The sequence below is a fragment of the Ruegeria sp. BF10 genome (genome assembly GCF_056538725.1).
In genome coordinates this window covers 14,663-30,417 of record NZ_JBQFTR010000007.1, presented here as the reverse complement: position 1 = coordinate 30,417, position 15,755 = coordinate 14,663, and the positions used below count along the sequence as shown (strand labels likewise).

Annotated in this window: 13 protein-coding genes and 1 pseudogene; 6 read left to right on the top strand and 8 right to left on the bottom strand. The window is 52.3% G+C overall.

Features of this window, described 5'->3' with window-relative positions; genetic code table 11:
• Positions 1–96: 96 nt before the first annotated feature.
• Complete coding sequence (locus tag ACR0DJ_RS18660) at positions 97–510, bottom strand: thermonuclease family protein (RefSeq protein WP_480686016.1); 414 nt, start codon at positions 508–510, stop codon at positions 97–99.
• A gap of 48 nt (positions 511–558) precedes the next feature.
• A complete protein-coding gene (locus tag ACR0DJ_RS18655; protein WP_142638830.1) occupies positions 559–915 on the bottom strand; it encodes a hypothetical protein in 357 nt (118 codons plus the stop codon).
• 155 nt (positions 916–1,070) lie between these two features.
• Here ACR0DJ_RS18655 and ACR0DJ_RS18650 point away from each other — a divergent pair, with 155 nt between their 5' ends.
• From ACR0DJ_RS18650 to ACR0DJ_RS18625, 6 genes are all read left to right on the top strand, one after another.
• Positions 1,071–1,793 (top strand): hypothetical protein, encoded by a 723-nt coding sequence (locus tag ACR0DJ_RS18650; protein WP_480686017.1) that lies wholly within the window; start codon positions 1,071–1,073, stop codon positions 1,791–1,793.
• Positions 1,794–2,158: 365 nt separating this feature from the next.
• Positions 2,159–3,427, top strand: coding sequence for a helix-turn-helix domain-containing protein (locus tag ACR0DJ_RS18645; RefSeq protein ID WP_480686018.1), 1,269 nt, complete (start codon positions 2,159–2,161; stop codon positions 3,425–3,427).
• 207 nt (positions 3,428–3,634) lie between these two features.
• On the top strand, positions 3,635–4,594 hold the full coding sequence (locus tag ACR0DJ_RS18640) for a helix-turn-helix transcriptional regulator (protein ID WP_480686019.1): 960 nt from the start codon (positions 3,635–3,637) through the stop codon (positions 4,592–4,594).
• An 81-nt stretch (positions 4,595–4,675) separates the two neighbouring features.
• Positions 4,676–5,350: a phosphatidylserine decarboxylase gene (locus ACR0DJ_RS18635; RefSeq protein WP_480686020.1), complete on the top strand. Its 675-nt coding sequence runs from the start codon at positions 4,676–4,678 to the stop codon at positions 5,348–5,350.
• A gap of 12 nt (positions 5,351–5,362) precedes the next feature.
• Positions 5,363–6,109, top strand: a complete 747-nt coding sequence (gene pssA / locus ACR0DJ_RS18630; protein WP_480686021.1) for a CDP-diacylglycerol--serine O-phosphatidyltransferase — start codon at positions 5,363–5,365, stop codon at positions 6,107–6,109.
• Between the two features lie 9 nt (positions 6,110–6,118).
• The gene (locus ACR0DJ_RS18625; protein WP_480686022.1) at positions 6,119–6,742 is read left to right on the top strand and encodes a class I SAM-dependent methyltransferase; all 624 of its coding nucleotides are present in this window, start codon (positions 6,119–6,121) and stop codon (positions 6,740–6,742) included.
• Between the two features lie 145 nt (positions 6,743–6,887).
• Here the strand turns inward: ACR0DJ_RS18625 and ACR0DJ_RS18620 are convergent, their stop codons facing one another.
• The 6 genes and pseudogenes from ACR0DJ_RS18620 to ACR0DJ_RS18595 all read right to left on the bottom strand — a co-directional run bounded on the left by ACR0DJ_RS18620 (position 6,888) and on the right by ACR0DJ_RS18595 (position 15,652).
• Positions 6,888–7,502 (bottom strand): DUF6778 family protein, encoded by a 615-nt coding sequence (locus tag ACR0DJ_RS18620; RefSeq protein WP_480686023.1) that lies wholly within the window; start codon positions 7,500–7,502, stop codon positions 6,888–6,890.
• Between the two features lie 1,599 nt (positions 7,503–9,101).
• Entirely contained in the window at positions 9,102–10,064 is a 963-nt protein-coding gene (locus ACR0DJ_RS18615; RefSeq protein ID WP_480686024.1) for a LytTR family DNA-binding domain-containing protein, read from the bottom strand.
• Positions 10,065–10,348: 284 nt separating this feature from the next.
• Complete coding sequence (locus ACR0DJ_RS18610) at positions 10,349–11,911, bottom strand: Hint domain-containing protein (RefSeq protein ID WP_480686025.1); 1,563 nt, start codon at positions 11,909–11,911, stop codon at positions 10,349–10,351.
• Between the two features lie 983 nt (positions 11,912–12,894).
• Entirely contained in the window at positions 12,895–13,902 is a 1,008-nt protein-coding gene (locus ACR0DJ_RS18605) for a helix-turn-helix domain-containing protein (protein WP_480686026.1), read from the bottom strand.
• Between the two features lie 130 nt (positions 13,903–14,032).
• Positions 14,033–14,173 (bottom strand): annotated as a pseudogene (locus tag ACR0DJ_RS18600) (IS6 family transposase); the annotation flags it as partial.
• 762 nt (positions 14,174–14,935) lie between these two features.
• A complete protein-coding gene (locus tag ACR0DJ_RS18595) occupies positions 14,936–15,652 on the bottom strand; it encodes a helix-turn-helix domain-containing protein (RefSeq protein WP_480686310.1) in 717 nt (238 codons plus the stop codon).
• Between the last annotated feature and the right edge of the window lie 103 nt (positions 15,653–15,755).

Genomic DNA, 15,755 nt, shown 5'->3' with positions numbered 1-15,755 from the left:
TTTCTTGTCCTGTCGGTTGTTGGCGCAATCGACAGGACCGCTCACTGCTCAATAGTTTTGTTTTTGGGTCATCAAGTCGTTGTTTGATCCTTTCTTTCAGCTGCACCAGGACCGGCGTTTACCACCGCTGTATGGTCGGGCGAGACCTTCGGATATCAGAGTTTTCCCTATCTCCTGACCACCTGAACGCCCAACCGCTAGGAAGCGGTCATGCACGTCCAGATCTGGTTGGATGACCAGCTCTATCTGGTCCGCCGTCTGGATGAGCACTGTCAGCCTTGCTTTCGCTTTCAAGCCCAGAGCCTTTTCAGCTGCGCATTGGGGCCGGTAGGTCTCAGGTGTGTCGAAACCGACGAGCCGGTAGCGATCGTCGCCGTGGTCGATCGTGTCACCATCAACGGCAATCACCTCGGATGCGCTCAGGGTCTTTGTTTGTTTTGATGGTTCAATCCAAGCAGCAGCAATGAACAAAGACGCGAGTACAGCGCTGAGAAACAAGAGTCGCTTCATGTGCCCTGCCCCAGTACTTTGATGAACTGAGTTCTCGAACGTGACCGATCAGGTTTTGGATTTCGCGTCCAGGGCTTGGGCTGCTTCGAGACCCTCTGGGGTAATCGACTCGATCGTGTAATCTGATTTGACGCAGAGAATGCGCCCGTCGCCAAATTCCTGGTGATGCTTAAAAAGCCCTGGCCAAAGATCGAACTCCCTGGGCTCAGCGCCCGCTCGAGAGATCTTCGACTTGCACAAGGCCCCGACATAGTTCGGAGAGCTATAAATGCAGTGGTACTTAGGTCGTCCAAGGGAAGCGAGTCCGATAAATTCGTAGCGGCATGTAAAGGGAACCTGATCTTCTTTCAGGCCCCGGACCATCTCGATGGTTACCACAGTGTATTGTCTCTTGTTGTCCGCCATGACGACCCCCTATGGGCCGTCTTCTACATCCAAAAGTTGTGGACTAAAACACAATCTACGTCAATATAAGAAAGTGCGCCGATATACGATATTGGATTGTCAGAAATATATTGGCCGGATATTGCTTAGGCGATTCGCAAGCAGGAGAGACCATCTTGAAACACTCAAAATCCGGAAATAGAACTCGCGCAAAGGCCCTTGCAGTTGCACTCGCTGCACTGCCGGCCATGCAGGCCAGTGCCTATCCAATCGACTGTGCCATATTCCTTTGCCTCGCCGGGGGTTGGCCAAATTTGCTTGATTGCGTTGCTGCCAAGGCAGAGTTCATTCGGCGCATCACACCCTACCCGGTCGAACCGCCGCTCCAACTCTGGCGTTGTCCGATGAACGCGTCACACAACTCCTCAGCTCAAGGTCCAATGGAAAGGCTGGAAGCAATCAAACGCGCCAGCACAAATTCTGATCCAGAACTTCCTGCAAATATTACTTCGGAACCCGTGATCGTGGATGCATCCATTTCCTCACAACCAGCGTCGTCTTTCCAAGAGCCATTCACTGCTGATCTGCAGCCAACTCCGATCAGCGTCGATCTTTCCTCACCCGATTTCGACGTTGTCAGGTCCATCCGGGTTTGGGATGTGCGCCACTACAGCTATCGCCGTCGTTCACCGGAGGGAGATTGCGAGCGTTCGCTTGATCTTGTGGTTGGCACCTACGACGATAATACGAATTTTCGCTGGTCCGAGCGCGCTCCTGCCCCAATCCCTTCTTGGCTGCCACTGGGCAATCGCTGTGAACCTCCCAGCTACTTCCGCGGCGTCGGTGTCGAGTGGACCGACACATTTGGATTTAGCGACTATGAACTCATCCGATACTGACGTTGTTTGTCCGGTGCGTGCATCGTTGTCCCTGCGGTTGTCAGTGAACCTACCAGCCGTATAGGCAACCAGACCGTTTCGCGCAGAGGATCACCCTAACCCCAAAACAAAAAACCCCCGCAAGGCGGGGCCTCAGCGGGGATCTTCCTAAGTCACGTTTGATCACTTGATTCATAGGAAATTCCCAAAATTCTGACAAGGATAAACGCATCTGTGCGAACGGTTTTTTTTTGTCTTTTGCTGAATTTCGACCCGCCTTGCTTCCTCAATGAGAAGCACACAATGAAACGGATGAACCATTCCGAATGTTCCGCCCCGCGAAGCTGCGGAAACAACTCTTACCTTTGCCAGGTCAGGTTGAAACCATGAACTTCCGGCACATCTCATCCGCCCATCACCGTGAAAAAATGCGCTTCCACAACGGCCTTCCCGAGGGCTGGAACCGTGACAGGTTTCGGCAGCTCTGCGTGTGCTATGCCCAGATCAGAGGCGCATCGGCCCAGTGTATTCGCACCTTTGAGATCATCATCGACATGATCTCGCCATGCGCGTTTCGAGACCCGTCCCAGGAACCCTTTTGTTTCGCGCGCCAGGAAACTCTCATTGCCGGGCGCGGGGTGACAGATCGGACAATTCACAACCATGAACGTGAGCTGGAAGCCATTGGATTGATCGAACGCAGGCTTGGCGCAAATGGCGCGCGATGCAAATGCAAGGGACTTGGTCTATTCCTGACCCCTGCCCTGGACCTCATATCCGAGATGCTCGACGCGGAGGTGCGAAGCAAGGCCGAAAAGAAAGAACAAGATGAGCTGCGCGGGGATCGATCACGGCTTTACCGATATGTGAAACATAGTCTGGCCGTGCTTCTCTTACTCCCCTGCCCTCCTGAAGGCATCGACGAAATGATGGGCGCGTTTCGGTCCTGGCCGCGTGCTGACAAGCTGAAATACCTGTCGTTGGATGAGCTCAGGGCACATGTTCAGGCAGCTCATGACCTTTGGAAAAGGATCGAAGAGCTGGTTGCTCAACCCGGTGAAATTTCGGGTGAACCCGAAGCTGGTTTCGGGTGCCATATACAAGACCAAATTGAAGAAGAAATTCTGACCTGTAACGCCGATGGCGATGAGACAATGTCCTCGGCTGAAGCCGAGAAACCAGATTGTTCGGGCTTCGGGCCTGATGGCCCTGCGCATTGCTTAGAAAGCAATCATCCGCCGGATACGATATCGCGCAAGCCCCAAAAACTGCCTCGGGTGAACAGTCGCATCCTGTATGATCTGGCATCCCCTGAGCTGCGCATGCATATCGATATCGCCGGTGGCGGAGATCAGAATACCAAGCTAGGCCTCTATGCGATTGAGACTGGTGTTTGGTCCCGGCTTTCAGAGATTGGCACCAATGTCTCCGCCTGGCATGCTGCTATCGAACAGTTGACCATCATGGGTGCAATCCTGGCTGGAGTGATCACGGATGCGAGGCTGAGTGATTCGCGCCTGCCGCCATTGGTTAATCCGGGCGGATACCTTCGCGGTATGGTTAAGGCCGATGAACGAGGTGAACTGAACCTGATTTCCAGTTTCATGGGGCTGTTGGCGCGACGAATGCGGGAGGAGGAAGATGGGCTTCGCTAGGACTGCGGGAACTTCTATTGGTTTTTTGGTGCGTACGCCGCCGGCTTCTCAAATTCACGCGTCTCATCAGCAGGTTTTCCCTCTATTTCTGCCTCCAGAACAGAACAGTATTCAAATCTGTGATTGGCTACGGGAATTCCCGAGTAGTTTGTTCAGCTTTAGGTTGCTATGCGGCCTCGACGGCAACGCGGAACAGAAAGACGATCTATGAAAATCGCGGACATTGGCAATTCTGAACTGGATTTCAGGCAAACCGGGGAGGCGCGCCTCCAGGAAATTTGCCAAAGATTTGGATTTGAAAACGCCTCCTACGCCCACATCGACAAGCATCATAACGTTGTTCACGGATGCACCACCTTCCCGGCCGAATGGGTCAAGCATTACGTCGAAAACGACCTGGTTTTGGTTGATCCCCTCATCCGGTTTGGTGCCGCAATGATTGCACCAATTGATTGGGCTGTGTTTGATGACCAGCGTGAACACGCACCGCTATTCGATGCTGCCAGAAAATTTGGTGTGGGTCAGCACGGACTTTCTATTCCGGTGATAAATCCGTTTGGCGAGCGTGGCGTTTTTACAGTTACTTCCAATCTGCCCCGAACCGAATGGGACGCCTTGGTCGTGAGAATACTCCCTGCTCTGCGTCATGAAGCGCAGGTCCTGCATCTGCTTGCCCTTGATGTAATTGATACGGTCTTCAACTTTCCATCGGATTCCCTGTCTGGTGATGAGTTGGACGTGTTGAAAATGCTCGCGTCAGGTTTGATACCGTCAGTCATTGCCAAACAAATGGGCCGCTCTTCCCGAATGGTAGAGGTCCTGACTGCTTCGATCACCAACAAGCTAAAGAGCCAGACGATCGAACAGGCGGTTGCCCGGGCAGTCAGTACCGGTTTTCTTAAGTGGAGCGACTTCTTTGCGGACCCGGTAGCTGAAATCGTCGACGCCGAACGACGGATGCTTTGCGGTGGAATTGTGCGTTGGTCTGGCAGATCTCATGAATTGATTTCATTCGAAGAAGGCCGAATAGTGCGAAACTTGGAGAGCTTTCATCCAATTCAGGCCCAGGACTTGGCAATTGAATTCGACCTAGACCTCAATGAGGTCGTTGAGACAGTAGGAAACTGCAGCAACCAGCAGGTGTGCATCAGATATCTCAAAGAATGAACCGTCTGCACCCGTCTCACTTGCGTTCCCCACCAATCCACTTATGAAAGTGCCGACAATTGACCTAAGGGAAGATTTGCGATGCGCATGCGCGAAACATTCATCAAGCCGATGCATCCAGAAGGTATTCGGTTTGTCGCGATCTTTGCCGCCGCAACCGTCGGGCTGTTTCTATTGTCAGACATTCTGGGCTGGATTGGGGTCGGCCTAACAATCTGGTGTTATTATTTCTTTCGCGACCCGGAACGCGTTCCCCCCACAGGAGAAGGGCTGATCGTCAGCCCGGCGGATGGGGTGGTTTCGCTGATCGAACCGGCAGTACCGCCGAGCGAGCTTGGGATGCCCGACACACCTCTCACCCGTGTCAGTGTGTTCATGAGTGTCTTCAACTGTCATGTAAATCGGTCCCCTATTGAGGGTGAGATAAGCGCCGTTGCCTATCGCCCCGGCAAGTTCTTCAACGCTTCCTTGGACAAGGCCAGCGCCGACAACGAGCGCAACAGCCTGCGTATTTGTATGACAAACGGTCAGGATCTGGCTGTTGTCCAGATTGCGGGCCTGGTGGCCAGGCGGATCGTCTGCTTCGTGAAACCGGGAGATACACTGCAAACCGGGGAGCGATTTGGATTGATCCGTTTCGGGTCTCGGCTGGATGTTTACCTTCCCGATGGCGTGGAGCCGCAGGTACGTGTTGGGCAAACTATGATTGCTGGCGAAACCATCCTTGCCAGTTTGCACACAGCCGAAGAAAAGTAGGTATTTGGATCAGTGACAGAACCGTCCGAACAGGAAGAGACCGGGTTTGCGCTGATCCATTTGCTGCCCAATGCGCTAACCATAACAGCCATTTGCGCGGGCTTGTCTGCAATCAGATTTGGCGTTCAGGGCAACTACGTGCTCGCGGTGCAGCTCATTATTGCCGCCTGTGTGCTGGATGGGTTGGACGGACGAATTGCGCGCCTTCTCAGCAGTGACAGCAAACTGGGGGCCGAGCTGGACTCGCTTGCAGATTTCTTAAATTTCGGGGTCGCCCCACCGCTCGTTCTCTATTTCTGGGCCTTACAGGATATACGCAGTGCGGCATGGCTCGCAGTTCTGTTTTTTGCGGTATGCTGCGTCATGCGACTTGCCCGGTTCAATGTGGGCAGCAAATCCGAGATCTGCGATCATGACAGCGCCTATTTCGAGGGGGTCCCGGCCCCTGCGGGGGCGCTTCTGGTCATGTTGCCAATGTATCTGTCCTTCGCCTTCGCAGATGCCCCATTGCTGCCCAGTATGTTGATTTGCCTCTACATGGTGATCATCGGTCTATTGCTTATCAGTCGCATACCGACCTGGTCTTTCAAGACCACGCGGATTTCGCGGGAGAACACGAAGTTTTTTCTCATCGGTGTCGCTGTTGTTGGCGCCGCGCTTCTTACATTCGCTTGGGCGACGCTGATCGCGCTGTGTGTCGGTTATGTGGGAATGGTTGCCTGGGCATGGATTGACAGGGAAATACCTTCTAACCGTTAAGGACTCGATATGGACATCAAAGCCGTTCAAACCTCCTACGCTCGCTGGGCGCCCGTTTATGACAAAACGTTTGGGACCATCACCAATGTCGGGCGGCAACACGCGGTTGAATTCATCAATAGACGCCTTGGAACCGTTCTGGAAGTTGGCGTAGGCACCGGGCTGTCCCTGGAACATTACAGGCCCGAGATGCAAGTGACCGGAATCGATTTCAGCGAGGACATGCTGCAAAAGGCACGCGACAAGGTAAGAGATCTATCGCTGAGCCATGTCGCGGAACTGAGGCAAATGGATGCCCGCACGCTTGATTTCCCGGACAACCATTTCGATACGGTTGCTGCGATGCATGTGCTGTCCGTCGTTCCGGAACCGGAAAAAGTGATGGAGGAAATAGCAAGGGTCTGCAAACCGGGTGGCAGAGTGGTGATCACCAACCATTTCCAAAGAAAGCGGGGTCTGCTTGCATCCTTGGAACGCGTATTTGCCCCGCTTGCAAATACAATCGGCTGGCATTCAGATTTTGAGATTGAAACGGTATTGCAAGAGGATGGGCTTGCCCTAGAAGAGCAAAGATCCCTCCCACCGCTGGGAATGATGACCTTTCTGGTTTTGAGAAAATCAGTGGTCGCGTAATGGTCTTGTAGAAAAACCTGGTGCCGCTAAAAACGGGGAATTGTGCGGAGCAAGCTTCGCCCGATATATAAACATAATTTCACTTCTGCGTTTTTGAATGAGTAGCTACGCTGATGAAACGATCCATGCGACACGGCCGGTCTGATTATCTGCCCGACCGCGAGAAGGCACCTCGTACGTCCGGCCCTGTTCCAAGCCAACCGGCGACGACGGCGGCGATGTGGCGTGTGATGCGAACCCGCTGCGTTTCTCCGCGCCTGACGGCTTCAAGTGCCTGCAATCCCGTATACGCAATCAGATCGGCATCAACTTCGTCTTCCGACGCCAGCACGATGCCAGAATGTGCATCTATGACACGGATCGCGAAACCGATATTGTGAACACCGACCTGATAGTTCGAGTAGCGGGTTTTTTCAGTCAGGGCGTGGAAGCGATTGACTGTCACTTCTACACGAACAGCTTTTTGACCATGCAGACCGACAGTCCCACGCGTAACTGCATCCTGCATGATTCGGCCGACTTGTTCATATCTGTCTCCGGGCGGGTCTTCTCGCCACACAATATCAGCGTCAGGTGCAAAGGTATTCGCCTCCGATACAGAAAGGCTTCTTGGCACTGTCGATACGACACCCACAACCTTCCATTGAGCGGCCAACTGCCGATCCGGAGGTTTATGATAATCAGTGCGCCATGTCTGACCACAGCCGGACATAAGAAGGATTATCGTCAAGGCAACGACTTGTACAAGCCCGATATTCATGATGTCTCCACCGTTGCGAAAATAGGAAGTCTCTTTGTGCGTTCGGTGTTGCTGGCAAGACGAGAAACGGCTTCATGAATTCGAGCAAAAAGGTGTATTCTTCCTCTTTCCGCTTCGAAAATTGCGGTCCGGGGCATCGTGCTAGCACACTGTCGAGGTTGTGCGAAAATTCAACTGGCAGATTAAAGATTGCTCATCGCGTTTCTTTGAACGGTCCCGTTCGTCAAAAACTGGCACAGCATCAAATGCAGTTGCTATCTCTTGCGTCGTTAACAGCCCGCGCACTGTACTACACGCATTTTTTGGAACGGAGATCGTCAACCCACCGAATTTTCTTAATGAGATGCTGTCCACTGTTACTCACCAATACCGTTACCCTGGTCCGATCTAACGCCCCTGCGGCGAAGGTGGTGGTTGCGCACATCCACCACCTTCGCCAGCTAGACACTCCGCATAATGACTTCCTTCTGTGTGCGCCTGTTGAGTGAGTGGTACATGCAGTGTTGTATTTGGAAGCCGCAAGACAACGTGCCTTGAGACCATTCTGTCTTGGGCTGAAATATCAAGTAAATCCCGTTGTCGTGAACTGCCGCGAAAAGTCGCGAACTGCCTGTTGGCTGCGACAAGGGCTCCGCGATGCATCCTGACACTGGCTTGGTTGAGGCTACTGCCGAACTCGTCGAAAGAGCGGAGCGCGACGGTGTTGACGGTAGTATGACCAATTCGGCAACCCATCTTTATAAAGATGATGCCAGCACTGAGGGGTTCGCTGCGATGCGCTGTGCCGGTAGTTGTAAATCGCGGCCTGTCGATCAAGGTAATGAAAAGCGGCGAATGTGAACAAAGGCACAAAGAACGCTTCTATCGCTAACCCAGTCAAAATTTCCCAAACCAATGCCAGGATAAAAAGAGCTACGATGACTGTTATCCGCTGGTTGAACGGTCGCGCTATCGCGATTTCCCGGACGTAGTCGCGGTATTGCTGCGCTTTGCAATTGGCACAGAAAGCCATTGAACTACACTCCAGATCCTCCCGGGAATGTCGGGAATCCGAGTCAGAACACCACCGCCGCCAGGATGGCACCCCATATAAAGGCACCGAAGATAAATGCTGGCACCAACCACCATCCGCTCGGCCATGACCTTTCTTCCGGGGTTTCACATTTATCCATAGCGGCGCGGCATCGTGACCCGTTGGTCTCGACTTTGATTTCACACGAAGGTGTAGTGGTGATCCTGCCGGCAACTGTCATTCCTCACATCCCCGAAACGAGCGCACCGTCGCTGAGCAACTTCGGGCGCTCCCTACTTTACTCTTGGTGACGCGCTTTGATCGCAGGAGTGCGTGTTTCGCGTCAGCAACGATGTTCGAAAGTTAATGCAACAGTGTAAAACCGAATGTCGCAGCATGCCTGCGAAATTCGTTAAATTCCTGATAGCTAACGCGAAATGGTCGAAAACATCGCGAACCACGCGGACTAGAATATGATTGTAAACAGCAAATCAGGAGAGGGGAGAGTAGTGTGTCGCGCGCAGGTTTGCGTCACGGAGAATCCTTTACCCACATCTCGACCCATGCAATGACACTGGCCAGGATGCTTAGGAATTTCTGTATGATAGGATTGCCTGGAATTCTTTTGCCCTGCTCTTGGCAACGGGAATCCGATCCCCGTTAAGAAGCTCTGCGACGCAGCCACCGCCTGAGCGCTTTTCCAGAGTCTGAACCGCGTCAAAAGAGACCCAGTGCGATCTGTGACATTGGTCTCCCTTTTCGGATGCCAAGAGCTTAAGTGCGTCAGTGAAGGCCATTCTGACAAGGGCTGTGCCGGCGGTTGTTGCTATCCGGATGTAGTGGTCTTCTGCCGATACGGATAACACCGTCCCCCTCTTGTCCAAGGGAACGTGAATAAGTAACTTCCGGTATCCGTTTTCCGGCACAAAAAGCGGATGCTCAATCGTTACATATTTGAAGTATGTGGAAATGGCACCTATCGCGATTACCAAAGGAAAGCAGATCGACATCTGCAATACTTCCAGTTTCACTGGCTCTGGGAAAAATGAAACCACTACAATTGGTGTAATAATGCAGATAACCGAATACACGCATACATTTGCTATAAGGCTAACAAAATGCCCGAAACGAAACCTTACATAGTAGAAGATGTATTTAATAGTTAGCGTGGCAAAAAAGTAATGAGCAATCGTACCGAAAAACCACAAAAGACTAACCAGTATTTTCAACTGAGACGCATCGCTACCGAATGGTCTGGTGATAGGCAGAAATATCAATAACACCAGATAGCTGGCGACGATCTCTGGTGATTGCATCGCGACGCGCCCGAACAACCTACTGACTTCCCACTCACGCTTCTTTCTTATTTCTTGCGTCGTATCAGTCGTAAATAACTCTACCGCAGCGTGTTTTAGAGTTTTTTGGTCGGTTTGCAGTTTTCGGATTACCCGCGTAGTAAGACGAGATATTTCTTTATACAGAGCAAAGATCCCGGTTCTTTTTTCCGGTAACCCTGCATCGCCATTTAGCTCGGCATTCTTTTGCGTCATATTGCACACTTACAACGATCAGAACGGCACATAGCTTCCGCCTCTTTTTCTGACCGCCCCGATTTAATCAAGGCGACTTGTTCCGACAACCAACCATTAACCACGAGGCGTGTTTCAGGTGGTGAAATCTGTGTAATTGACACTTAAAGGCAATAAACGCCGCTTCAGAGTAACCCCTCAAATTTGACGTATCGAGTGTCAATTTGGATATTCGGTGTCGAACCAATGCCCGTCAGAACCGAATATTATTCATCACTCTAATTTGGGCGCAGCTTCAGCGAAAATCAGTGCATTGCGACAGATAGAACGGCTTTGCGTTTCGCAAAAGCTCGCGCTCGTTCGCCGTAGGCAAGCTCTGGGGCCCGGCACTGGGTCAGGACTTGTCTCATTTCAGGGAAAATCTGCGCCAACTCGCAGAAAGCGGAATGCCCAAGCGCCCGCAGCCCCATCGGGCCGGGATAGAAGCTTTCGCTTGGCGCACCTTCGGCAAAGATGATCTCGTGCTGATCAAACATGATGTGATAGTAGCAGACGGACTTCTTTCCATTCGCGATACGGATCGGCCCCTGCGCTTCTGCCAGATGGCAGGCCCGGACCAATTGCTGACCGCCTCCGCCAGTCGGGGTATCCAGCACCATGCCGTGCTGGCGCGAAACCAAAAGATCGCGCTTGTTGCCAAGTTGGCCTGCCGGGATCAGAACCGGACGAAGATTGGGCATCGTCTGAAGTTCACAAGCGTTCAGTTCCCGGCAACCAATCCAGCGGATCGGTTTGAGCCCGTTATCCATCGTGACGACAAAATCCCCTACCTTGAGATGTTCGACCGGAACCTCGCCGTTGGGTGTCAGGATCATCGCCCCCTTGGTGAAACAAACCACGTTCGTGTTGTCGAAAGTCAGATTTGAACCCGCAACGGGGACACCTCCATTTTGTAATGTCAGGGTGGTATTGGCGTCCCAGCCTGCAAAGGTGTCGTTCAGAATGCCGTCATCGGCTTGGTCAGCTTGCAGCCATTGCAGCGGGTTCTTGATAACAAGCGGGTCGATGTGCCCGGCAAGAACTGCTGCGTCATAATTGGCCTGGCTGTAGTAACCGCTCAGATCAACAAAATCGTTATTCGACTGATCGCCATCATCAATCGCACCGGTGTTGCCGGTGTTGAAATCGGTGATAACATCGTGTCCATCACTTAACAGAAACGTGTCGTCGCCATCTCCTCCTGTCAGAGTATCATCGCCGTCACCGCCGGTGATGCTGTCGTTACCCGCCCCGCCGTCTATGGTATCGTTGCCAGTACCGCCGTCGAGCGTGTCGTCACCACCACGGCCATCAAGAATGTCATCCCCATTGTGACCGCTCAACACATTGGCGCCGTCCGTCCCGGCGATTGTATCATCGCCAAACGTTCCGGTCGCATCTTCAAAATTCGTGACTGTCTGGGTACCAAATGTCGCGCCGATTATGTCGGCGGTTCCAGCGGCAAGATCAATGTCAACTGGAGTCGCCTGCCCTATACTGCTGTAGTCGATCAGGTCGGTTCCATCGCCGCCATCAATGGTATCGTTGCCAAACCAGGCCCTTACGGTATCATTCCCTGACCCAGCATCGACAGTATCTGGTGCAGAAGTAGTCGAATCCAGCAAGTCGATATAGTCATCTCCGGCACCTCCATTGATGGTGTCAGATCCGCTCCCACCAATGATGGTATCATTACCATCGCCACCATCGACAATGTCATTGCCAGCGCCCGCATCAATTGTGTCGTTGCCGCCATTGCCGTTGATTGTATCGTTGCCAGTGGTACCGTTAAGGACGTTGTCGTTGTCGTCTCCGTTGATTGTCGCCATTAGCCTAATTCCTCGCGCTCTAAACTATTTAGTTGCCCCCAAGTTTGGATCTCGCGGGGAAGGTTCTCCGCGTCACAAGCAAAAGAAGCCCCGGCAATCGGCTGCACAGTTATCGCCATCATGTGACTGACCACGAATGAACCCGGTCAATCTGTTGCGCAGCATTACCTCCGGATTGAAGCGACACATGGGAGAACCCAGTGGTCGCTGTTTTCTCGGGACAATGGGATGGCTTCAGGAACGTATCCGAGGCGCCGACGATCAGGGTGCAGGACGTTTTGTATCCCGCTTCGCCTACGAAAATCGCTTTGGAAATTGGTACATCCGTCAGGCCAAGGCAATCATCCGGCGTCGTCGCGGGTGAGACACCACGCCCACGCGCGTCAGGCGAGAGGCCGGATATAACGCCACCCGATCTTGCGAAGCCTCCCAAGAGCACGCTGGAGACGCCGGAATTGTACTGTATGCAAGGATCAGTAACCGCGCAGAGCCGTCCTGATCTGTAGTTGGAGCACGAAGCGCCCGGCCCTGACGAACCAAGAAGCTGTGGCATCTGCCCAAGCGCGTTCCCCGGAGACAAAGCTTCTCTGGCGAATCCCGCTGGGGCATGGGTGTATCCGTCCTTACGTTTCAACAACAGCAACCACCGAACCGAGCAGCCACCCACCCCGGCCGCAAAAAAATCAGACCGCAAAGGCCTGCAAAACATAGTTAATCAGTGTTTTCTGGCAGTTCCAAATGACCTGGCGACATTGGGCCAATAATGTCGTTCCCCGTCTCAGATTACCTTTTCTGTCTCAATCGGAGATACGCAATTCCATGCGGCATCCCTGATTGTGTAACATTGTGGATCAAACCGGATCTTCGTCCGGCGTGAGCCGGAGCCACCTCATCTTAAATACGAAAAACGGTGAGCGACTTTGGGCTGAAAGCGTCTTCGCCACCTTTTCAAGATGGGCTGAAAGGAAGCTGCTCGAGGCCGACTACACAGCGCCTTGTCTTTGGCGCTTTTTAAGGAAGGTTCTTAGAGGGCGACCCAGATGGATGTTACAAAAGTCATTCAATGCCCGCCGAGAGCCAAAGCCCAAGGCTTCGTGATCCAGATCTTTGTGGTTTAGATAAGAGAGGTGGACCATCAGGTATTCACGGCGCTCCTGATGCAATATCTCTTTGTAACTCAGCCCCTCCGATCCTAGATGGCGGTGCATGGAACTGCGCGACATGCCAAGCTTTGTTGCCGCATCTTCCGCCGAAAGCGGTAGCGGCATGCTATTTCTCAAAAGGGTCCGAAGTTTCGGCGAAATCCCGTTTGTAGAGCGCGGCAGGTGCGCGATACGTCGGATTTCCATCAAAAGAATCTTATTCAGGGAATCATTCCGGTAACCCACGGATTTCGACAACAGATCGAACGGATACACCACATGACATTGTTTAAACGGTTGATCGAAGAGTATCTTCGATGTCGCAAGCTGTTGCAGCGTCTCGGAATGAGAGGACTTGGGAATACATGTTCGGAAAACGATACGTTTCGTTTCTTCAGGGGCATGCCTTTTAAAGAATGCGGTCTGACCCAATACGAAGAGCGTAAGAATAATGTCCCAGTTGCGTCGAGATATTTCAATCGACGGGGCTACCCTCGCGACCATCCCTTCACTTGCCGCTTCCAGGCTCGAGCAAAAAACCGGAAGATAGGCGGTTTCTTCCGACATTATCTCTTTCAGGGCCGTTGCAACATTTGCGCTTGTCTCAATGAATGTCGAAATCAGTTTATGGGAACCGTATTGCCACAGACTGGTCGCAAGTAGCGGCCAATGCTCTCCAATGATTCGATCGGCGGCTTCGAAGGCGTTCCAGATCTCCTCCAGGCTCGCATCCAATTGATTATTGTCCGTCCAGGGCAGCTCATGCCCAAGGATCTTACCGAACTGCCCCCGGAATTGTTCCCGGAAAAACGCAGGAAATACAACTCTCGTTTCGTCGTAGTTCGTCATAACCGACTGATCTCACTGGGGTTTGTTGCGAAGTTTACCGAAGTTCAGGGAAATACATCCGACCTGCTTCGTTATGCGCCCAACTCGGAGAATTGGCGAAACGGACAGTGTCTTGGTGTGAATTGACCTTTAGCGTCGTGTGATCTGCTGCGACGCCTCGCTCATGCATGATCTCTTCCAGATCGCGATATGACACACCGTATCGGACATAGGAGAACACTGCGAAGAGGATCACATCTTTCGGATACTGCGCGCCTTTGAAGGAAGTCATGAACTGACTTTCGGCTGAATTACACGGGCGGCTGTTCACTCTCTGCATTCCCGAGCGTCAATGGTCAAAGCTTGCAACAGGTCCGGCATTTGTCGCCTTAGGGTCACGACCCAGCCAGTCAAAACAAAAGCAGACTGCCCAGAATGACGTTTCTCCCTGTCCAACTTATCCTTTATTTACAGGGGCAAAGGGGCGGTCGATAGGTTACAATTTGTTGCAAGAATTGTTAAATTGTTGCACTCTGTCGCACATGTGCGACAGGGAAAACTACAGGTTGATACAAATAGTCGGTTCGTCAAAACATCCCGCGCAAAACACTCTTCCGTGCTACGTGAGAACTTAAGAAAACCGTTTGCAGTTTATCGCAGAGCAAAGTGGATCTGTTAGAAGTTTTGCCAATTTGTGCAAGATGAACCGGGTTCAGATGAAACGATACCTTAACGGCAGTTTAGTCCCCAGAACCGAGCTGCTGGCACAGATCGGGAAGGTTTTGACATTCCACTCGACTGGTTCTTTTTAGCCGGAGACACCGAGAAGCAAATAACCGAGCTCGAATTCGGCGCGGCTTTGAGGCATCTAGTTGCTCAAAGGAATGTTGAAGTTCCTGAGCGATCGTCCTGTCCAGGCCAATAAATCGGTTTTCACTCACCAACAGGGGGAGCTCTTTGGTGCGAGACCCATGGAGCATAGGCAAAGATACGCTGTGCACCCTTTGTCAAACTTTGCAAGAGCTTCCCTGGAATCCACCCGAGCTACCGGGAGTCATTCCTCCGAAGCGGCCAATAACCGCTTGATGTAGTCAGGCAAATCAGACAACTCAAACCGTCCACATCTTCGCCCCGCTTTTAGCAGACTTGAGGTGTCGGTTGGTACCTTCTCTAGTACGCCCTTCACAAAGGTTGACCTTCCGGACATCTCTGGATGAGGACAGTAAAAATCACCTGCAAAAACAGGTGTTGAAACAACTCTGCGATTAACGAAGGTTTGCTTCATAAGGTGACCGTGAACGACGATATTATCGACACCGTCAAAGGAAATCATGCCGAGGTTGCCGCCACTCATGAACAGTGTATTCTTGCAATCGTTACGGCCTCCCCACGCTTCGGCCACTTCTCCATACTTTCTCGCCACTCGAATCATGCTTATGCGCATCTCGTGGACGCCTTCATCACAGTGGACTTTGCCCAGCAACACTTCTGCCTTGGTGTTGTCCGTAAACATCTGCTTCCAGAAAAGATAGAAACCTTCCGGCATATATGGTTCTAGAACCTGAAATTTCCTACCGACAACTGCGTTCCGGAAAGACATCCCAAATTTGAGCTCTGCAAGGTCTCTGCCCGGCTCTCCAGTTTCAAAAAACCAATCCAAGGGGATTGCTAGGCGCTTTCCAACCTGAGCCAAAAGTTCGGCCCTGGGCACCGACGTTCCGGCCAAGTATCGGCTCATTTGCGTACGGTTCACACCTGCAACATCAGCCAAGAATTTCACTGACCCAACCTGTTTAGCAAGGTGGTTTAGTCGTGCTGCTAGCGCGTCCCGCATATCTGATTGGCTGGCTGTATCCCTTGTCATTTTCAACCTC